This is a genomic window from Gottfriedia sp. NPDC056225 (assembly GCF_042267765.1).
GTDB lineage: Bacteria > Bacillota > Bacilli > Bacillales > Bacillaceae_G > Gottfriedia.
Window position 1 is genome coordinate 24,148 of sequence record NZ_JBHJTJ010000016.1, and the last position, 21,502, is coordinate 45,649.

A 21,502-nucleotide genomic window follows, 5' to 3' on the forward strand; every position below is an offset into this window, starting at 1 on the left:
GATGTAGTTTCCAATTACTTCTTTCTTCCCCTAAAGGCTCGTCAGTCTATGAGTTATACTACAAGAATATTGGTCGGCATTAAAGTAGGATTTATTTATTTCCCCTTAATTCTGCCTTTATGTATGACATGATTAACTTCTTTATTTTTCTTCAATGAATCAATCTTTGATAGTAGGAGAGTTGATACTTTTTGAGGATAACTAAGTGGTTTATCTTTTGCTTCAACCATTGAATTGCCAACAACATAACTGATTGTTAGAAAGCCAATTAGTAAAATTAAAGTAACGATTAAAGCGAAAGTGATGAGAATACGCTTTATACTTGCTCGTAATACTTTATTGTTTGTTATTTTCATCATAAAAACTCTCCCCCTTAGGACAACACAGTTACCTGTATCATTTTATTACCTAAGGAGGAGAGTCATGACAAGCATATTAAACTTTATTAATTTTTTCATATTCCTCTTGGATTTCACGTGATCGTACAGTTGCCTCAATAAAGCAATTTAAAAATGAATTAGCAACTTCACGGTCTTCAAGTACAGATATTCCTGCTTGAGTTGTTCCATTTGGACTCGTAACTTTCTTTCTTAACGTCAATGGTGATTTATTCGTTTCTTGAAGCATTGAAATAGATCCCATTAGAGTTTGTTGAATAAATGGTTTAGCAATATCACGATGGATACCTAGTGCCATCGCAGCTCGTTCAAATTGTTCAATGACATAATATATATAAGCTGGTCCACTACCAAATAATCCAGTCATTGCATGTAATTCGTCTTCCTCTACTTTAGCTACAATACCAACTCGCTCAAATAATCTTTTTGCTGTTTGCACTTTTTCAAATGGAACTTCATCTGGGTATGCAAGAGCAGTTGCTGATTTTCGAACAAGAGAAGATGTAGTTGGCATTGCTCGAATTATATTCATATTTTCATTTCCAATCAGATGTTTAAGTGTACTGATTGAAACACCTGCTACTAATGAAATGATTAGTTGCTTTTCATTTAAAAGACTTTTACATTGTTCAAGTGCGACTCCAACATCTTTAGGCTTCATCGCTAAAAAAACTACACTAGAACCAGAGATGGCAAGCTGACGGTTAGTAGTAGCTAATACACCATATTTAGTATGTAATGTATCTAAACGATCAAGATCCTCTTTATTTGTAATAGCAATTTGATCACTTTCAATATACCCACTATCTATTAATCCTACAATTAATGCTTCTGCAATACTACCTGCACCTATAAACGCAACTTTTCCTAGAAACATTACACTCACCTCACCCTTATTATAATAGATAATTATATTAGAGAAACATATGCTATATTCCTTGTTGACATTGTGCTTTTATTTAATTTAATAAATTTATTTTTTGGCTTTAACTGGAGGTAAGTCATTTTTTTAGTAATATTAGACTGTGCTTTGAAAAATTTAAAGCAACTTAGTTTGTATTTTTGAAAATGTATATTAGAATTAACTGTAAGAAGATTCAGATAAGGAGGAATAAGGATGATCCCTGAAAATAAGATTCACCAACTTACACTCCCGGTTCCGTATGCTATGAATACAGTAAATGTATTTTTAGTTGAAGGAGATTTATTGACTTTGATTGATACGGGAACAAATACACCTGATACGTTAGATGCACTGAAGAGTGAATTAGATAAAATTGGTTATAAATTAGAAGATATTGAACAAGTAATTTTAACGCATCATCATCCAGATCATGCAGGATTATTAGAGGAGTTTAATGAGGATATAAAAATTTTAGGACATGAGAGAAATATTCCGTATTTAACTCAGGATGAATCGTTTTTAAACTACTACAATGAGTATTTTATTGAAAATGCAAAACTTTACGGAGTACCGAATGAGTTTGTAAAAAAAATGCCACGCACGACCGAGAAGATGCCGTATACAAGTAAGCGTTCATTAACTCATATTATCGATGAAGGCGATCGAATTGAAAGTATTTTTAATTTAAAGGTGTTGTACACACCAGGTCATGCAACTTCTCATATTTCTTTAATTAGTGAAGATGATGGTATTGCTTTTGGTGGAGATTTGTTATTAGATAAGGTTTCATCTAATCCAATTATTGAGCCTCCTTTAAATGGTGAAACAGAACGAGTAAAGCCATTACTTCAATATAATCATTCTTTAAAAAGAATAGCAGAACTTCCAATCACAAAATTATATACTGGACATGGTGACCCAGTTACAAATATTAAAAGTTTAGTAAAAAGTAGATTAGAAAAACAGAAGGCTAGAGCTGAAAAAGTATATGAAATGATTAAACAGCAGCCACTTACAGCCTATGAAGTTTGCCAAATGTTATTTCCAAAGGTTTATTTAAAACAACTTTCACTTACTCTATCAGAAACAATCGGTCAATTAGACTACCTGGAAAACTTAGGTTTTATTAGTTTAAATGAACGAAATGATGGTATACTTGAGTATAAAACGAATGAGCATTCAGTCAGTCAATAGTAGAGGTGGAAATTTTTGAGGTTAAGTAACCAAACAGTAGTAATAACAGGTGCTTCTAGTGGGCTTGGTAAAGATTTAGCTTTAGAGGCAGCGAAAAAAGACGCTAATATTGTCTTAATTGCTAGAAGAGAATCAGAGCTAAAAAACTTAAAGGAAAAGATTCAAGAAGAATTTCCTGTTAAATGTCATTATTTTGTAGTGGACGTGACAGATGAAACAGCGGTATATGATGCATTTCAACAAATTGAAGAACAATTTGATGGAATTGATGTTTTAATAAATAATGCAGGATATGGTCTATTTCAAACAGTTGAGCAAATGTCAATTCAAGAGATGAAACAAATGTTTGACGTAAATGTATTTGGCGTTATGACTTGTTCAAAGCTTGCACTTACATCTATGAAGTTGAAAGGTAAGGGACATATCATAAATATCGCTTCTTTAGCAGGGAAGATTGCGACGTCTAAAGCTGCTGCATACGCAGGATCTAAACATGCAGTACTTGGATTCAGCAATGCTTTAAGGCAAGAAGTTGAAAAGGACGGAATTATTATAACAAATGTAAATCCAGGACCGATGGATACACCGTTTTTTGATATTGCAGATGAGACAGGTTCATATGCTAAATCTGTTCGTAAAATGATGCTTGAGCCAGAAAAAGTTGCATCTAAAGTTATTTCGTTAATCGGAAAAAATATTCATGAAATTGATTTACCTTCTTGGATGGGATTTGGAACAAAACTTTATTCTTTATTCCCAAGAGTGAGCTATTATTTTATGATGAAGTTTGCTAATAAAAAGTGATGTAATCGATTCAATATGAAATTAAGTAAGTAGGATAAATAACATAATGAGTAGGTCCTAAAAATCTAGAGGGACCTCTCTTTTTTTATGCTTTGTAAAATTGAAAAAAGAGCTGTAAAAAAGAAAATAGAAATTGTGAATAGGTCAAACTGCAAATAAAAATGTTAATCGTTATTCAAGTATCTTAATTTGTAAAATATTTCTAATGACAAATTAGGATAACGGACCCATTCATTCTAACAGACAAGCCATAAGATATAGTGGTGGTAGTGCCTGGTAAACACTATTCCATACACTTCTTGTATAAAAAAAGGATTTTCAATGAAGATCCTTTTTTTTGTTTATCAACTAATGCAAATGGTTAGTTGATAAATCTTAAAGCGGAAGCTGTAGTTTTATTCTTTTTTAATTAAATGGCATATCAGTAGAACAAGGGAAATATTAACTTTCGCCGAATAATAGTAAAAGTGCCGTTTTAATAAGTCTTTTTGAATTGGAGAGAGAAAGTGAATTTAAAAACTTTAGCAACAGATATTTCAATTATTTATAAGAAAAATCCAAAGGTTGAAGCTGTTTTACTTGCTGGCTCAGTTTCACGAAATTGGGAAGATGCATTTTCTGATATTGAACTTTTAATATTTTGGAAAGAAGAACCGACTGATGAAGACAGGAAAACTCCTATTCAAATACTAAACGGAAATATTATTGATTTTCATGCTTTTGAAGAGGATGAGTGGGCTGAAACTTATATTACCAAGAATGTGAAACTTGAGATTAGCAGTTTTCTAACAAAAACGATTGAAAGAGTCATCGACGAAGTTATATTAAACTTTGAGACAAGCTTTGATTTGCAATGTCTTATAGCATCTATCTATTATGGTGTACCTTTATATGAGGAAGATTTGATTTCAAAGCTTAAAGAGAGAGTTAGTGAGTATCCAAAGGAATTAAGTGAGGCAATGATATTAGAACATATTGATTTTGGTAATCGATGGAATAATCGAGAAACATTGCTTAGCCGTAAAGACTGGTTGATGTTTTATAAAGTAGTTGTCTCAGTACAGACTAGTATAATGGCTTTGTTATTTGGACTTAATCGTCAATATGTCATACATCCTGGGTTCAAGTGGCAAAAAAACACTTTAGATACAATGAAGAAGAAACCAGAGAATATATTAGAACGACTTGAACTTATTTTCACTAGAAAGCCAGAAGATGGATTAAAAGAATTAGAATTAATAATTCAAGAAATTTATCAATTAATTCAAGATGAATATCCTAATATAGATTTATCAACTTATATTAACAAATCCGCGTTTTTACGACCAAAACGTATTTAATTTATTTATTGGTTCAAGAGCTTTTAAATACAGTTATTATCCATTTAATACTAAACGCATTGCGTAAGTTGAAGAAATTGATTGACAATTTTGTCGATGTTTTTAAGCTAACTGACAGTATTGATCAATTTAGAAATGGGGAAAATATTAATGCTTTGACGTTAAAAGCTAGACCAAACAAGGATTTTTTTTCAAGTGAAGAATTTAGGTAGAGAATTAAGAAGAAAAATTTCTTAGCAACTATAAAAACATTAATTCCTTGTTTATATAAATAGAAGAAAACACCACTAACATAGTAAATAGGAGGATTTTATGAGAAATGTTATTTTATTTTTACATTCTTCTTTAGATGGCTTTGTAGAAGGACCAAACGGTGCAATGGATATAGGATGGGTTGCTTACAATGAAGAATTAGAAAAGCATGCTAAAGAAATTTTAAGTACTGTAGACACAGTGTTTTGGGGGAAAGGGACATATGAAATGATGATGAATTATTGGACATCAGTACCCTCTAACCCTGATTCAACAGAATATGAAATTGAACATGCTAAATGGATAGAAGAGACATCAAAGGTTGTTTTTTCTACGACACTTGAACAAGCTGATTGGAAGAATTCAAGATTAGTAAAAGAAAATATTGAAGAAGAAATTAAAAACATAAAAAAGCAGTCAGGTAATGATATCATTATTTTAGGTAGCCCAAGGTTTGCACATAGTCTTATGGAACTTGATTTAATTGATGTAATTAAAATTACTATTTCACCAGTCATTATAGGAAGTGGATTACCTTTATTTAAGGGCTTAGGATCTAAACGCAGCCTCTCACTTGTAGAGAACAAAACATTTAATTCAGGTGTAATTGGCCTTACATATAATATTGTAAAATCATAATTAAGATATCATGTATCTATCTAGGTAACGCATGAAAAAATCGGCTGAAAAGCCGATTATTTTTTATGGAGCTATATGGAAGTATAGTTGATGAATAAGGATTGTCTGAAATTTGACTTTAAAATAGGACAAATTCCCCTTAGTTAGAAATATTTAGGTATAATTGTCTTGATCGTATTTATAACTCTGGTGGGGTAAAAAGTGAAAAATTCGATTTGAATAAACACTTTTATCACGGTTATTTGTTTTTTGACTTTCTCCTTACAACCTGACCACTTTTCTTAGAAATTAGGACTGATAGGTATTTTTGTTATGGATGCGATAGTTTAATATAATGCTAAGTTCAAATGAGATTTGTTAAAGAAATGGAGATTAAAGAAATGAAGTATTATTCAAAAGACTGGTACAAAGAAATGCAATTATATGGTTTCTTGAATTTTCCAGATACAAAGGAAGAATGGGATGAAACGATTAAGTATTTTGAATCGAATGGTAGAGATTATATTAAAAATCTTAAAGAAGACTTAGAATTTTTTAAAAACGATTTGCTAAAATTTCTTCCTGAATCGTTCCATTCATATATTAATGATGGAACATTGAATACAGCGTATCCATCAGAAAAACTTAGTAATATGATTAATAATTGGAAAGATGAATACAACCAGCACATGGAGGATCTGGATAAAGAGTATCGATCAAAATATAACGCGAGTAAAGATTTACTTCCAATAAGCATTGTAAAATTAAATGAGATTTTATTACATGATTCAAATGTAAAATCAATTGAAAATCTTTCAAACGATACATTTGTTATAAATTTAGATTGTGCAGGCGGATTTAATGATTTTACTGAAATCAAACTCACCTTTAAGGGAGTTAAAGATATAAGTATGCCTGAGAATATTAAAGGTGGTTTTTGGCTTTACGATGAGGTTTATCCAGCAAAGTCAGGTTTTGAACTTCATGTCCTATTCGACATTCCATTTATAGAATTTAAGATTGTGGCTGAAGATATAATAGTCGAAGGGAAGAGTGATAACTAATATTTAACTAATAGGTCATGGAAAGTACATCTAAGAATGTTGCATTCTAAAAAACAATCAGTACAACCTGGGAAAGTGTGAAGAAAAAATATGAAAAAAATCTTAATTTATATTTTAAGTTTGATTGTGGTCTCATTATTGTATAAAGGTGCTCTATTCTTTATCATTCCATTATTTGGTGCAGCCTTTATTCCATTAGTTCTTTTAGTTAGTTATCATAAATTCATCTTTAAAGATAATCTTTCTGGTAATTTATTTACAGTATTATTAACTATTGTGGCGATTCTAATTGGAAGTTTAGTTAATCATATCGGTTGGGTTTATAGTTCGGGTAACTATCATAATTTTTTCCATCCTGATCGTGAGTCGTTTATATGGTTGGAATACTTTACTCTAATTAATTTGGCAGGAACATTTGTATTAGGATTAGTCTTTCTAGTATTTAAAATGTTCCAAAGAAAAAACCAACTAGTTAATAGCTGAGTTCTGTCCCAAAAATCATCCATATTCGACTAACTCACGCATAAGTTGTAAAACTTGCTCGGTTGAATTGTTGAATAACCTAAGGGAGCCGAGAGTTTGTCTAATTAGTGCCGCTACTGTTGAAGGGGGCTATATTTTTTTGAGAGAATATCAATTAGAACTTTTCCATGCATTGAAAAATATTAAAGATTTAGAAGTCGACTTATCTAAAATCATATCTTAATAATCCTAGGGACAGTTCATTAAACAAAGAGTATAAGTTACTAAAACAAAAGTTAATCACCGAAGAAGAGATTTCTGCATTTAAAAAAGTGCAAAATGAAACTATAGAAAGTGTTATTTATAGAATACTGGAAATGATTGCTGGATATGGTGGTTTGTCTTATGATGTTGAATTAATCAATAAGAATAACAATGAATCCGTAAGAGGAAATATCGAATTACATGATCAATTTATGAATTATATTTACGACCAAGAAAATGAAAAATGAATATACCTTATGCAACGAACGCAATGCTATAGTATAGTAACACAGATCGAACGAATGATTTGAACCTACTTTACTAAGTAGCATTTTACTCGAAGAAGGAAAAACTGATTTAATATAGAATGTATTTGATAGTTCATACTACTATATCTGAAATTGGTAAAGGGGATACATTTAATGACAGAGGGTTTTTACAAAGTTCAAGAAGTACTTGAGAATTACAGAACAGCAGTGTATGAAAAAGATGTGGAAAAATTTTTATCCTTGTACGCTCCTGAAGTACATATTTTTGATGCTTGGGAGAATTGGGAGTGTAATGGTATTTCTTCTTGGAAGGAAAATGTAGTAGGTTGGTTTAACGGATTGAGAGAGGATGGCGTTTTACTTAATGTTGCATTTAATGATCTAGTAATTGAAGAAAATTCAAATCTCGCATTTGTTCATTGTGCTGTAACTTTTGCTGCACATCAAGAGGAATCTGGTGAGAAGCTTCGTCAAATAACAAATCGGTTCACGTACGGTTTAAAAAAAGTGAATGAAACTTGGGCTATAGTTCACGAACATTCATCATTACCAATAGACATTGGAACTGGTAAGGGAATTTTTAACTTGAAGTAAACAATAAACTATTTTGATACGCGCCTCTACAGGTTGTCTAATTTGACAATCTTTTTTTAGTTCAAAAATAAACAATTATATTTAACAAAGGCTGCATACAAGTCGGTAATCTGACTTATATGGCAGCCTCTTTTTATATTTAACACAATAATATTTTACTAGTAGTTATACATAATGTTATTTCAATAGTCTAACTTTATGAGCTTTCAACTATATATATATAAATGAGATATAAGTGAAAGATGGTGGGGTAGTATGACGAAAAGAGATTATTTAATAAAACCGCTTGTAGGTGAAAACTATCCAATAATTGATCGAGGAGAAACTATCTACTTATGGGACAAGCAAGGTAAGAAGTATATTGATGGTTCTTCAGGTGCTGTAGCGGCAAGTATTGGTCATGGCGTAAAGGAAATAGTTGATGAAATGGTAAAGCAGGCGAATAAAGTTGCGTTTGTTTACAGATCGCAGTTTACTAGTGAAGCTGCGGAATTATTAGCAGAAAAGATAGGTCAACTCACCCCAGGGGATTTAAACTGGAGTTTTTTTGTTAATAGCGGTACAGAAGCAACTGAAACGGCTATGAAAATGGCAATTCAACATTTTCAAGAAAAAGGAATTCAGACAAAAACTAAAATAATTTCGAGAAGTATGAGCTATCATGGTATTACGATGGGAGCCTTATCTATGTCGGGACATCCTTTAAGAAGGAAACGTTTTACTAGCTTACTAGCCGATTATCCAATGGTAGAAGCGCCATATTGTAAAAGATGTCCATACGAATTAGAACCTGGAAAGTGTGGCTTACTATGTGCTACTTCACTTGAGCGTTCCATTCAAAAATTAGGGTCTGAAAATGTAGCTGCTTTTATCGCCGAACCGATCGTTGGTGCAGCAGGTGCTGCGTTAACACCTCCGAAAGGATACTATGAAAAAATAAAAGAAATTTGTGAAAAACATGATGTACTATTTATTGCAGACGAAGTGATGACAGGAATTGGAAGGACCGGAGAAATGTTTGGAATTAATCATTGGGAATGTGTGCCCGATTTATTAGTTCTTGGAAAAGGATTGGCAGCCGGATATACACCGATTGCAGTTGCTATCGCAAGTGACCGTGTCATGCAACCGATATTAGAAGGAAGTCGTCTAGTTATGAGCGGACACACATTTAGTGCAAATCCACTTTCTGCAAATATAGCTTTAGCCGTTTTAAATTATGTTGAGAAAAATGGATTAGTACAAAATTCTAAAGTACAAGGTGAAAAAATAAAATTAAAACTAAAAGAGTGGCAGAAAATTTATCCTTTTTTGTTTGATATCCGAGGAGAAGGATTACTGATTGGTATTGAAATAAATGAAGAATTTTTTAACTGTAAAAGTGTAACAAATCGTGTCATTGAGATTGCGAAAGATAAAGGTTTATTGTTATACCCTTCTGTAAGTGGACCATATGGAAGATCTGAAAATAGTTTCTTGCTTTCTCCACCTTTAGTCATAACTGATGCACAAGTTGATGAATTGCTAACTTTATTGATGGATGTATTTATTGAGCTAAATAAAGAGGCGAAGGGGACAAAATAATGGCAATTAATACTTTCAGAAAAATCATAAGTATTGAGGAAGCCTTACAATATTTTAAAGATGAGATGGTTTTAATGTTTGGTGGGTTTGGCGGTATTGGTAACCCACCTACATTAATACAAGGCATTTTAGAAAAGGGGTTTAAAAATCTTACTTTAATAGGTAATGATACTGGGTTTCCTGATGTTGGAATCGGACAGTTAGTGACAGCTAAACGAGTAAAAAAAATGATTACAACTCATATAGGATCAAATCCTAATGCCGGAAAGCAAATGACTGATGGTACGTTAGAAATCGAATTTAGTCCTCAAGGCACTTTTATTGAACGTATTCGAGCGGGTGGCGTTGGATTAGGCGGTGTATTAGTAGATATTGGGATTGATAGTGTCATTGATGTTGATAAACAGAGAGTGAATGTATTTGGGAAGGAATATTTAGTTGAAACACCTCTTATTTCTGATGTCTCAATTGTATATGCGAAAAAGGCTGACCCATTTGGAAATTTAGTATTTGATAAAAGTGCTCGAAATACAAATCCATATGTAGCGATGGCTGGAAATATAACAATTGCAGAAGTTGAGGAAATTGTACCTTTAGGGACATTAGAACCTGAGGAGATTATTGTACCAGGGGCATTTGTAAATCACATCGTTCAATCGGAAGGAGTGAATTGGAAGTGGGTTTGGGAAAAATAAATCCTCGTGAAATGATGGCAAAACGAGCAGCTAAAGAAGTAAAGAATGGTATGATTGTCAATCTTGGGATTGGAATTCCTTCACTGATCCCAAATTACTTATCTGATGATTGCAATGTTATGTTTCATGCAGAAAATGGTGTATTAGGGTTAGGGCCTACTCCTCAAAAAGGTGAAGAAGATGAGAATTTGTGTAATGCAGCAGGATTACCAGTTACATTAATTCCAGGCTCCAGTTATTTTGATAGTAGTATTGCTTTTGCCATTATTCGAAAAGGTTTATTGGATTTAACAGTACTTGGTGCACTAGAAGTTAGTAAAAATGGTGACTTAGCAAACTGGATTGTTCCTGGAAAAAGAGTACCTGGAATTGGTGGAGCAATGGATTTAGCCCAAAAATCAAAAAAAGTAATCGTCTTAATGAACCATACAAATAAAAATGGTGACCCAAAAATAGTTTCAGAATGTACACTTCCTCTTACATCGCCAAAATGCGTGGATTTAATTATTACAGAAATGGCTGTAATTGAAATTAAGAAAGAAAGCGGAGAGCTTTGGTTAAATGAAGTTATGTCTCCATATTTAGTTAGCGATGTAATTGAGAAAACAGGTGCCCCACTTTTTGTGAATCCAAATGTCATTGTTCATCGTTGGGAGTGATTAAAATTGGATTTAAAAACAAAAATTAATGAATATATTACTAAAAATAAGAGCAAGGCAATTGAGTTACTTCAAGATCTTGTTCGTGAAAAAAGTGTATCAGGAAATGAAGCGAGTGCCCAAACTATTGTCACAAATTATTTACAGAATCTCGGATTAGAAATTGATAAATGGGAGCCTTCGATTGATGAATTAAATAAATCATCGTATTTTATTTCGGAGAGAAGTTCATTCAAAAACAGTCCCAATATTGTCGCAACTTTAAAAGGAACAGGAAATGGTCGATCAATTATTCTAAATGGACATATTGATGTTGTTCCAGAAGGAGAAATAAGTAGCTGGGATTGTCAGCCGTATAGCGGTGATATAGTAGGAAACCGATTATATGGCCGAGGGACGACTGATATGAAGGGTGGCAATGTATCTGCACTTTTAGCGATTGAAGCAATAAAGAAATCAAAAATTCGTCTTAAAGGTGATGTTTATTTTCAAAGTGTAATAGAAGAAGAGAGTGGAGGGGCAGGGACATTAGCTGCTATATTACGTGGCTACGTTGCAGATGCTGTCCTAATTCCAGAACCGACTAAAACGAAAATATTTCCAAAACAGCAAGGCAGTATTTGGTTTCGTGTAAATGTAAAAGGTAAAGTTGCCCATGGTGGAACAAGATATGAAGGTGTTAGTGCAATTGAAAAAAGTATATTAGTTATAAACCATATTAATCAATTAGAAAAAGTACGTAATTTAAGATTACTAGATGACCCTTTATACAAAAATGTGCCGATTCCCATTCCAATTAATATCGGAAAAATAAAAGGCGGAACTTGGCCTTCCTCTGTTTCAGATTTAGTTACACTTGAAGGAAGATTAGGAGTGTCACCAAACGAAAAAATAGAAGAAGCTAAACTTGAATTAAAGAAATGGCTAAAAACACTTTCTTTAATTGACGACTGGTTTACTGAGCATCCAGTTGAAGTTGAATTTTTTGGTGCAAGTTGGTTACCAGGAAGTATTGATCTACAACATCCATTTATGGAATCTCTGAAAAAATCTTTTCAGCAAGTATATAATAAAGAGCCCATCATTGAAGCATCCCCATGGGGAACGGACGGCGGATTATTTACACAAGTAAAACAAATACCTACAATCGTATTTGGCCCAGGAGAAACAAAAGTTGCACACTATCCAAATGAGTACATCGACTTAGATGAAATGTTTCGTTGTGCGGAAGTAATTGCCAACACATTACTTGATTGGTGTGGTGTAGTTGACTAATGAATTATTTTATTAACGCTAAGTATAATGCGATAATTTGTCTAAATTATTTTCTTGGAAATAAAATTGATTTTATATATAAACAAAAGTTGTTACTATATGAAAACGTAAAAGTAATGTAATTGAACCTTGGATAGGACTCTAAGGTTCTTTTGTTTTTGGTAAAAACTATGATCGTATATCAAATGATAGAGATTAATCACAATAAATGGAAGTTAATGTACCTTGACTCTTTAGTAGAATCAGGAGATTTTAGGATAAAGATAATATGAGATCGATTCCAAACTTTTTTAGGTATTATGAACGTAATAAAAGTTATAAGAAACACGAGCATAATGAAATTGAACATTTTTATCACCTATTCCTTAGATCGTTTATTTTACTGAAAGAATTTAACGAACGAAATTTTATTATTTTTTATTATAACTTAACGAACAGTAGTTGTAACTTGGGGGAATATCGGCAGTTTCTACTAGAAAATTAACTTGAAGACTCTATTTAAATAAAATTGAGTCACTGTTAATTGATTTCCATAAATGTTTATTCTAATTTAAATTTTCGAAAAATAGTATAGAAAATGAGAATGATAATTGTTATCATTAATTTTGTAACAACAATAATGATACCTAAGGAGATGCTTATGGAAAAACAATTAGAGCTTCAATTTGAAAATTTCGAGAGACTTCAGTCTCAATGTAAAACGCTGATGATCAGTTCAATGGATGATAAAGGGGAGCCACATGTCAGTTATTCGCCATTTATTATTCATGAGGGAGAATTCTATATTTTCATTAGCAAAATAGCAGCACATTTTCAATACTTAGAAAATAATAAGCATGTTAGTATTATGATCATTGCAGATGAGGCAACTTCACCAATTTTATTTGCTAGAGAGCGAATTCGTTATAAATGTACTCCTGAGTTCGTAGGGAATGTGGACAAAGAACATATCTTCGAAAAATTCGTAGAGAATCACGGGGAACAGATGATAAAAGTTTTAAGAGGCATTGATTTGTCATTATTTAAGCTTACACCAATAGAAGGACGCTATATCGCTGGATTCGGGCAAGCTTTTGATATTAACCCGATTGAAGGAACTTTTATTCAAATAGACCCTTCGAAAATGAACCATTAATCGAATAGCCCGTTATGAATAAAAAGTAACGGGCTTTTGCATAATATAAGAATTTGAGTATTGTTTTTCTATCTTAATTTGACAACCATTTTTAAATATTGGCTCTGTTATATTAAAATGTTGATTTGTAAACATAAGAAAAAGACCACATTTTTATGGTCGAACGTGACGAGTATAGTTGCATAAGTAGTTATTACGTTTTTTAATTTTTAATCCAAGTTAGCATACGTAGGATTAGAAAAGGTTCAAACCAAGTAATCAATAAAAATATGATAAAAAACGAAGATACTGCAAAAAATTTAGAGTTCCCTCTTTCTCTTTTGGAAATTGCAATAAAGCCACAAATCGCCCCAAATAATAACAATAAAAAACCAATTAAAGCAATAAGTTCGTTGAAGCCTGGAACCACATAAATTATTCCAAACAAAAACAATCCAATGATTAATAATATTAGTGAAATTGTGCTGAAATTTTTCATAGTTTCACCTCTTAACTAATAATAATTTTTTATGTTAGCTACTTAATATATTAACATATATTTCCATTTTATTGTTATACTTGTGCAACTAATCTGGCATTTAGTAGAACAAGAAAATCAATAATCTACTTTAACAGAGAGCTAAAATAGTAAAAGATGTCTTTTGATCATGTTTAATTTAAAGAAATATCTACACATTAATGTTAAAAATACTACAAATCATGATAGATAAAATGGAATTTGGAACACTAAATAGTAAAAAGTAAAAGTGAGGAGTTTTATGAGAAAAATTTCTTTATTTTTTCTATGTCTATTTTTGTGCATTCAGGTGCCTGCAAAGACGAGTGCAGCAGGAAAAATTCCAATTTTAATTTATCATTCCATCGATGAATTTACAGGGCACGGAGTAAGTGCTTTGTTTGTCACACCCGAGAATTTCGAAAAACAAATGATTTATTTACGTGATCATGGTTTTACACTATTAACCTTTGAACAATGGGGAGAACGTAATAATGTAAAGAAGCCAATATTTATAACGATAGATGATGGATATAAAAACAACTTAAATGTATTTAAAATTTTTCAGAAATTACAATCTGATACGTTCGAGCCTAGAGCAACTATATTTGCGATTTCTGATTATATTGGATATCCGGATCGTCTTTCTAGCACGGATTTAAAAAAACTGTCCGATTCACGGATGTTTTCAATTCAATCGCACACTGCAACACATCCTGATTTAAGAAAAATAACAGACTATAACCATGAGTTAAAAGATTCAAAAGATAAAATTCAAACAATTACTGGTAAGCCAGTCATCGCTTTATCTTATCCCTATGGTAATTATAATGATAAAGTAATTGAAGAAACGAAAAAGTATTATAAATATGCAGTGGCAACCGAACCTAAATATTATATGGAACAAGGTACAAAGAATGAAAACTACCGTTTACCTAGAATCTATATTAAGTATGATACTACTATGGATGAATTTGCTAAACTTGTAGAAGGACAAGCTAAAGTGATTTTTAATTTTCGTGAAGTTGAGCCTATTTATGAAAATTGAATGATATGTCTTAAGGGGCATATAGTACACTTTAATAATAGTTCTAATAATAGTGTTAAATGAGGCCATCCTAAAAGTCAGCTTTACAGACAAATAGGTGGCCTTTATTTAATTTCGAGATGTAATGTTGATCTTAATCTGTCTTGGAGTAAAGTGGGGGTATTTTAGCGGCGTTTTTCAATTAGCGTTGATTTTATCATCTTCATTTGTATATATTTAGTGGATTTTTTTACCTTTTTAGTTGTTTTAGAAAGAGTTAGTGCAAATATTTTGATTTTCTATCTTTGTATATCTACTTTTGAACAATTATTCAGGTTAGATACCCTAACCGGTATGGGTAATATTCTATCAAATATGGGATTCTAGGGAATTTAATTGCAGTTTCGTTGATTTTAATTAAAGTTTCATTTTTTTTATTTGCAGATTCTCAATTTTTATTAGCACTTTGGCCTTAATTTGCACTTCAGCCGTTAATTTCAGTTTTACTGGTTTTATTTGCACTTGGTCTTTGATTTCAGCCACTTTTCTTAATATTATATTGGGGCACCTCCATTTTTTGTTTAAGCAAGAGTGTCTCACTAAAGTGAATTTTAGAGATTTAAAAATGGAACTGAAATATTTTTAGAAAATTTAGAATTTAATCTTGAATAAAAGAATAAACTTCAATATAATAAAAAAAAAGGATATCCTTCATAAATTGGATAGGAGAATTGCAATGGAAGAATTAAAGCAAAAAGTTCAAGATGAATTCGATAATTTTTCGAAGGGGTTAAAAAAGGTCGCAAAATATTTCCTTGCAAATCCGGAAGACTTCGCAATGGATTCAGGTGTTCAAGTTGGACAGAAGATTAATGTAAGTGAAACAACCGTTATTCGATTTTGTCATGCTCTAGGTTATAGTGGTTTTAGCGCATTACAAAAGGATATTCAGACTCGACTGTTAAATCGTAAAAGCACATTGGTTGAATACCATTCCATGAAAAATAAGATGGACATGGATCGAGATTTTTCTAAGAAAATGATGCATAAGGATGCAGAATTAATATTGCAAACTGCTGAAGGACTAAATGAAGAAGAGTTTAATTTGGCAGTAGAGCGATTAAGTCAATCTGAAAGGATACTTGTTTCTGGTACCCGTTCTTCTCATGCAATGGCGCATTGGTTTTCGTTTGCGCTTGAACTAATCCGAGGGAATGTTAGGATGTTTCGACCAGATACGGATGATATTGTTTTACGCATTGGTGAAATGAATGAAAATAGTACGTTTGTGGCGTTTTCTTTTCATCGCTACGCATTAGAAACAATTAATATGGCTAGAGAGGCGAAATTACGAGGTGCGTTTGTGATTAGTTTTACAGATTCCGAGGTTGCACCGATTCGTGAGTATACTGATGTATTATTTACTGTTCAGCTACCGATCAAGTCAACTCTGGATGTTAGTCCGGCAGTTTTTTCTCTTATGAATTCCTTACTTGGGGGAGTTGTCGTAAAAAATTCTGATCAGTTTATGAAGCGTACAAAGGCATATGAGAATTTTCATTTGCACCATTTCTTTGGGGAATAAAAGCTTTTCCTCTTATTTTTATAAAGAAAGTGGGTATAGGAATGTTTCAAATTAAACGATTGGAGGAAATTGGTGAAATAGAATCCATTCAACAAATTGAAAAAGAAGTGTGGAATATGTCACCAATACCCATTCATCAAACGTACACAGCATCTCATAATGGTGGGCTGATTTTAGGAGCTTTTCACGAAAATCAATTAATAGGGTTTCAATATAGCTTTCCGGGATTTATGGACGGGAAATCCTATTTATGTTCACATATGTTAGGGGTTTTGCCTACTTATCAAAAAAGTGGGCTGGGTAAAAAGTTGAAAGAGGCACAGCGGGATTATGCTCTAGAAATGGGCTATTCATTAATTGTTTGGACATTTGATCCATTAGAGAGTGTTAATGCCTACTTAAACTTACATAAGCTAAAGGGGATTGGCGCATCATACATTGAAAATCATTATGGCGAGATGACTGACTCGCTAAACAAAGGATTGCCTACAGATCGTTTTTTAGTAGAGTGGTGGATTCGTAGTGATCATGTATGTAAGCCTACAAGCAGGGTTGACTTAAAAGGCTACAAACCATTAGTAGAAACAAAGCTTGATAACTTTGGTTTTCCAACAATTAGCAGGGAATTTGAAATCAATTTAACGGAAGATATTTATGTAATTCCAATCGCTGAAGACTTTCAACAAATAAAAAATAAACAGCCTGAGCTTGCGAAAGAATGGCGGTACAAAACAAGAAATTGGTTCCAAACCTTGTGTGAAAATGGCTTCGCTGCAAGTGATGTTATTCGAAATCCAGAAGGAAGAGTAAGTTACTATATTTTTGAAAAACGTAGAAATTTATCTCTTTAAGCTTCCAAACTCTTTATAGGAGGAGAGATTTTCGTGGTTAATTTTCAAAATAGTGCATTAACGATTGATGGACACTTTGATATTTTAATGGATGTCCAGGTCCAACGGGAAAAAGGAAGAAAGAAAGTAATTGAAACAGATTATTACCCTAGGTTTGTAAAAGGCGGCATTAATGTCATTATCGCTGCCATCTTTATAGACAGTGCATTTTTGCCAGAAATGGCTCTTCGCAAAGCACTAAGCCAAGTAAGTGCGCTTTATGAAGAAGTACAGGAGTCTCCTGATAAATTAATGATTTGTTATAACGGAGCCGACATGGATCTTGCGAAGGAACAAGGAAAGATTGGTTTCTTACTTTCCATTGAAGGAGCAGAACCGTTAGGAACAGATCTTAGTTTATTACGAGTTTTCTATGAATTAGGCGTTCGTAATCTAGGATTAGTTTGGAGTAGGAGAAATGCAGTAGGGGATGGGAGTTTCTTTCAACCGGTCCCTGAAGGACGAAAGGGGGGGATATCAAGCTTCGGAGTTAAGGTGATTAAAGAGGCAGAAAGGCTTGGTATTTCTATTGATGTTTCCCACTTAAATGATGAAGGCTTCTGGGATGTCATTGAAATTTGTGAAACGCCAGTTATTGCGTCCCATTCCAACGCACGTTCTATTTGTTCAACAATGAGAAATCTGACCGATGAACAAATGATGGCAATTGCTTCCACAAATGGTGTAATAGGGATTAATGCTGCTAGTATGCTAGTTTCGGAAGACGATTCTAAAGGCAACATTGTGCAGCTCGCTAATCACTTAGATCATCTTGTGGATGTAGCAGGTATTGAACATGTTGGAATAGGGTTAGACCTTTGTAATGACTTTATGAAATATTTATCACCAGATGATTTAGCAAGTTTGCCAAGAGTACCATTTGATGTGATAGATGGACATGACAAGTTACCTCTTTTTATCGAAGAGTTAATGAATCGTGGGTATAAGGATGGAGAAATATTAGCAATATTAGGAGGTAATTTTAGAAGAATTTATTAAATAAAGTGGAAGGTTTTTACAAAAACAGTTCACTTTCATAGGAGGTTTTAGAATGACTAATAGTCCAATTACAATTCGGCAAATTACGTTGCACCGATTAAACATGAAGTTAAATGCTCCTTTCACTACAAGCTTTGGTACCTTTGAAGATAAAGAGTTTTATATTATTGAAGTGGAGGATGAGTTCGGGAACGTTGGGTTTGGAGAATCTGTAGCCTTTTCTAGTCCTTGGTATAGTGAGGAAACGGTTAAAACGAATAAACATATTATGGAAGATTTTCTCATTCCGTTATTGTTTGAGGCTCCAATTCATCACCCAGATGAAGTGTCTGAACGTTTCCAAGCGATCAGAAAAAATAACATGGCAAAGGCTGGACTAGAAGGAGCAGTTTGGGATCTTTATGCTAAAAGACAAAAATTACCACTCTATAAAGCACTTGGTGGAAATAAAGACCAAATCGATGTTGGAATTAGTATCGGTCTTCAGCCAACAGTAAAAGGACTTCTTCAACTGGTGGACTCTCATGTCGAGGCTGGTTACAAACGAATAAAATTAAAAATTAAACCTGGGTCTGATTATGAAATGTTAAAGGAAGTAAGAAGGGAATTTCCAACTATTTCAATGATGGCTGATGCAAATTCTGCTTATACTTTAGCCGATATAGAGATATTAAAAAAACTCGATGAATTTAATTTAACGATGATTGAACAGCCGTTAAGTCATGATGATATTATTGACCATGCCAAATTGCAGCAACAGCTAGTGACGCCTATTTGTTTGGATGAAAGTATTCATTCACTAGAAGATGCTAGAAAAGCGATTGAGTTAGGTAGCTGTCGAATTATTAATATTAAAATTGGACGTGTTGGCGGACTGACTGAGGCAAAAAAAATACACGATTATTGTTTAATGAAAGGTATACCTGTTTGGTGCGGAGGTATGCTAGAAGCGGGTATTGGTCGTGCTCATAATATCGCCTTAACGACATTAGATCAGTTTATTTTACCTGGGGATACTGCGGCATCAGCAAGTTACTGGGAACGAGATATTATTGATCCTGAAGTAATTGTAGATCATGGAGTTATTCATTTACCACAGAAATATGGTATTGGCTATGACATAAATCGAGAGGCATTAGATTACTATTGCGTCGAAAAAAATGTATTCCTAGAATCGAATTACAATGTGAAAACTTAAAATTTCGAAAAGTCAGAAAATATAATTGACTAGAAATTCTAAGAGACTATATAATAGGTCAAAAGGAAATACTTTATAATTTATGAAAATGAAGTGTTTGCTTTTTTATAGTGATACTTAATGGTTTAATCAAGTTAAAAATACAACTAATTATCTTATCAAATAACCTACTAATCATCTAATCATCTAATCATCTAATCAGCTAACCTCAAAAAAATCTTACTTTAGTACAAGTAACGTTCCTACCCATTCATTCAAGAATCGATCACCAATAAGAAAATAACTTAAACTCTAGTAGTCACACCTAAAGTTAATTAATTTTAGGTTTAATAAAATAATATTAAGGGAGAGTGCTGTAATGGGACACAATGTATTGAAAAAAGTAAAAGAGTTTGAAGGGTATTGTAATGAAATCGTAGAGAAGTATCAAATTCCTGGGTATATGATTGGTCTAGCAAAAAATGGTGAACTTTTCTATAAAAGCGGTTTCGGTTTCCGTGATAAAGAAAATGAGTTACTTTTATCCTCTGACACAGTACTTGGAATTGGCTCGGTCACTAAATCTTTTACTTGTGTAGCCATTCTCCAATTACAAGAGGCAGGGAAATTATCGGTTCAAGATCCTATTATTAAATATTTACCTGAGTTTAAGACAAGCAATGATGAATATACAAAACTGATGACGATCCATCATTTTATGACACATTCAGCCGGGCTTCCACCAATTCCAAGTCTTTATGGTGCTATGAGTAAAACGCTAGCGTTAGATCCAAAATTTGATGACGGCAAAGAGGAAGAAAAGTCTCCTGAAATTCCATACATTTCTACATACGAGGAATTAATGGAATCGATCGCTAAGGGAGAATATGCTCTTCTTGGTGCTCCTGGTACTGAGTTTAGTTATTCTAATGATTGTTATGCCCTGCTTGGAGCTGTTGTAGAAAGAGTTAGCGGTATTACTTATGAGCAGTACATGAAGGATTATATTTTAGAGCCAGCTGGCATGAAAAATAGTGTCTTCCATCTTCATGAATTGGATGGGCATGAAGATATTTCTAACTTATATGCTTCTAGAAAAGTAGATGACGAGACGATTGTGTTTGAGTCAAATAATCCATGGGATGCACCGTCGATGCGTGCAGCAGGATTCTTAAAATCAACAGTAAACGATATGCTTAAATATGCAGAAATCTTCCGAAATGAAGGCAAAGTAGGAGATGCTCAAATTTTAACTCCTGAGAGTGTTGAAGCTATGACTACTCCTTTTATCCAATGCGGATATACTGAATTCTATGGCTACGGAGTAATGATTCATCCAGATTTCTATGGATATAAACTTGTTGAACATGGCGGTTCTATTAAAGGGGTATCAGCTCAACTGAATATTATTCCTGAGTTAGGTTTAACTGGTTTTTCGAATGCTAATTTAATAGGTGTTCCTTCTAAGAAACTTTTAAATAGTGCCTTTGCAGATTATTTGGAAAAACCAATAAGATCTTCAAACTTAAACGTGGCGGAAATAAATTTAAATGTAGAACAATTACAAGAATATGTAGGGAAATATGTTTCTGGTGAGGGCGGTAAGGTTGAGTTTTCAATCAATGATGAAGGAAAACTTTGCGCTCAAATGGAAGGGATGGTAGACTCGCTCGTTAAACCGATTGAGGAAGATTGGTTCTTATTTGAAATGAGAGAAGATGAATATTCAATTCAATTTAAAAGAGACGAAGAAGGAAAAATTAGTCGTTGTGTATTTGGATTCAGACAATTAGTAAAAACGGAATAAGGAGGCTAGT

Annotated in this window: 22 protein-coding genes; 19 read left to right on the forward strand and 3 right to left on the reverse strand. The window is 32.9% G+C overall.

The features are described 5' to 3' along the window. Positions 1–95 precede the first annotated feature (95 nt). Positions 96–359, reverse strand: coding sequence for a hypothetical protein (locus ACFCYN_RS12415; RefSeq protein WP_375949579.1), 264 nt, complete (start codon positions 357–359; stop codon positions 96–98). Positions 360–435: 76 nt separating this feature from the next. Further along, entirely contained in the window at positions 436–1,275 is an 840-nt protein-coding gene (gene proC, locus ACFCYN_RS12420; protein ID WP_375949581.1) for a pyrroline-5-carboxylate reductase, read from the reverse strand. A 240-nt stretch (positions 1,276–1,515) separates the two neighbouring features. Between proC and ACFCYN_RS12425 the strand changes: the two genes are divergently transcribed. From ACFCYN_RS12425 to ACFCYN_RS12485, 13 genes are all read left to right on the forward strand, one after another. After that, a complete protein-coding gene (locus tag ACFCYN_RS12425; protein WP_375949583.1) occupies positions 1,516–2,496 on the forward strand; it encodes an MBL fold metallo-hydrolase in 981 nt (326 codons plus the stop codon). A gap of 15 nt (positions 2,497–2,511) precedes the next feature. Then, positions 2,512–3,300, forward strand: a complete 789-nt coding sequence (locus tag ACFCYN_RS12430) for an SDR family NAD(P)-dependent oxidoreductase (protein ID WP_172443977.1) — start codon at positions 2,512–2,514, stop codon at positions 3,298–3,300. 506 nt (positions 3,301–3,806) lie between these two features. Continuing rightward, positions 3,807–4,640 carry a DUF4037 domain-containing protein gene (locus tag ACFCYN_RS12435; protein WP_375949585.1) on the forward strand — a complete coding sequence of 278 codons (834 nt, stop codon included), beginning with the start codon at positions 3,807–3,809 and terminating at the stop codon, positions 4,638–4,640. 312 nt (positions 4,641–4,952) lie between these two features. Then, positions 4,953–5,531 carry a dihydrofolate reductase family protein gene (locus ACFCYN_RS12440; RefSeq protein ID WP_375949587.1) on the forward strand — a complete coding sequence of 193 codons (579 nt, stop codon included), beginning with the start codon at positions 4,953–4,955 and terminating at the stop codon, positions 5,529–5,531. Between the two features lie 380 nt (positions 5,532–5,911). After that, positions 5,912–6,574 (forward strand): DUF4085 family protein, encoded by a 663-nt coding sequence (locus tag ACFCYN_RS12445; protein ID WP_375949589.1) that lies wholly within the window; start codon positions 5,912–5,914, stop codon positions 6,572–6,574. A gap of 90 nt (positions 6,575–6,664) precedes the next feature. Then, positions 6,665–7,057: a hypothetical protein gene (locus ACFCYN_RS12450; protein ID WP_375949591.1), complete on the forward strand. Its 393-nt coding sequence runs from the start codon at positions 6,665–6,667 to the stop codon at positions 7,055–7,057. Positions 7,058–7,413: 356 nt separating this feature from the next. Beyond that, entirely contained in the window at positions 7,414–7,548 is a 135-nt protein-coding gene (locus tag ACFCYN_RS12455) for a hypothetical protein (RefSeq protein ID WP_375949593.1), read from the forward strand. A gap of 174 nt (positions 7,549–7,722) precedes the next feature. Continuing rightward, a complete protein-coding gene (locus tag ACFCYN_RS12460) occupies positions 7,723–8,163 on the forward strand; it encodes a YybH family protein (protein ID WP_172443982.1) in 441 nt (146 codons plus the stop codon). A 255-nt stretch (positions 8,164–8,418) separates the two neighbouring features. Then, positions 8,419–9,747: an aspartate aminotransferase family protein gene (locus ACFCYN_RS12465; RefSeq protein WP_172443983.1), complete on the forward strand. Its 1,329-nt coding sequence runs from the start codon at positions 8,419–8,421 to the stop codon at positions 9,745–9,747. 65 nt (positions 9,748–9,812) lie between these two features. Beyond that, positions 9,813–10,442 carry a CoA transferase subunit A gene (locus ACFCYN_RS12470; protein WP_257131689.1) on the forward strand — a complete coding sequence of 210 codons (630 nt, stop codon included), beginning with the start codon at positions 9,813–9,815 and terminating at the stop codon, positions 10,440–10,442. An 11-nt stretch (positions 10,443–10,453) separates the two neighbouring features. Continuing rightward, a complete protein-coding gene (locus ACFCYN_RS12475) occupies positions 10,454–11,101 on the forward strand; it encodes a 3-oxoacid CoA-transferase subunit B (RefSeq protein ID WP_216854231.1) in 648 nt (215 codons plus the stop codon). A gap of 6 nt (positions 11,102–11,107) precedes the next feature. Beyond that, entirely contained in the window at positions 11,108–12,376 is a 1,269-nt protein-coding gene (locus tag ACFCYN_RS12480; RefSeq protein ID WP_172443984.1) for a peptidase, read from the forward strand. 640 nt (positions 12,377–13,016) lie between these two features. Continuing rightward, on the forward strand, positions 13,017–13,511 hold the full coding sequence (locus ACFCYN_RS12485; protein WP_172443985.1) for a HugZ family pyridoxamine 5'-phosphate oxidase: 495 nt from the start codon (positions 13,017–13,019) through the stop codon (positions 13,509–13,511). 202 nt (positions 13,512–13,713) lie between these two features. On the opposite strand, the gene ACFCYN_RS12490 is transcribed toward ACFCYN_RS12485, so the two are convergent. Continuing rightward, complete coding sequence (locus tag ACFCYN_RS12490) at positions 13,714–13,989, reverse strand: hypothetical protein (protein WP_172443986.1); 276 nt, start codon at positions 13,987–13,989, stop codon at positions 13,714–13,716. Positions 13,990–14,269: 280 nt separating this feature from the next. Between ACFCYN_RS12490 and ACFCYN_RS12495 the strand changes: the two genes are divergently transcribed. The 6 genes from ACFCYN_RS12495 to ACFCYN_RS12520 all read left to right on the forward strand — a co-directional run bounded on the left by ACFCYN_RS12495 (position 14,270) and on the right by ACFCYN_RS12520 (position 21,492). Continuing rightward, positions 14,270–15,055 (forward strand): polysaccharide deacetylase family protein, encoded by a 786-nt coding sequence (locus ACFCYN_RS12495; protein WP_375949596.1) that lies wholly within the window; start codon positions 14,270–14,272, stop codon positions 15,053–15,055. A 715-nt stretch (positions 15,056–15,770) separates the two neighbouring features. Next, positions 15,771–16,619, forward strand: a complete 849-nt coding sequence (locus tag ACFCYN_RS12500) for a MurR/RpiR family transcriptional regulator (RefSeq protein WP_172443988.1) — start codon at positions 15,771–15,773, stop codon at positions 16,617–16,619. A 41-nt stretch (positions 16,620–16,660) separates the two neighbouring features. Continuing rightward, positions 16,661–17,470, forward strand: coding sequence for a GNAT family N-acetyltransferase (locus tag ACFCYN_RS12505; protein WP_375949598.1), 810 nt, complete (start codon positions 16,661–16,663; stop codon positions 17,468–17,470). Between the two features lie 33 nt (positions 17,471–17,503). Continuing rightward, positions 17,504–18,508 (forward strand): dipeptidase, encoded by a 1,005-nt coding sequence (locus ACFCYN_RS12510; protein ID WP_375949600.1) that lies wholly within the window; start codon positions 17,504–17,506, stop codon positions 18,506–18,508. 52 nt (positions 18,509–18,560) lie between these two features. After that, positions 18,561–19,706 carry an o-succinylbenzoate synthase gene (gene menC, locus ACFCYN_RS12515; protein WP_172443990.1) on the forward strand — a complete coding sequence of 382 codons (1,146 nt, stop codon included), beginning with the start codon at positions 18,561–18,563 and terminating at the stop codon, positions 19,704–19,706. Between the two features lie 358 nt (positions 19,707–20,064). Next, positions 20,065–21,492, forward strand: coding sequence for a serine hydrolase domain-containing protein (locus ACFCYN_RS12520; RefSeq protein WP_375949602.1), 1,428 nt, complete (start codon positions 20,065–20,067; stop codon positions 21,490–21,492). Positions 21,493–21,502: the final 10 nt, after the last annotated feature.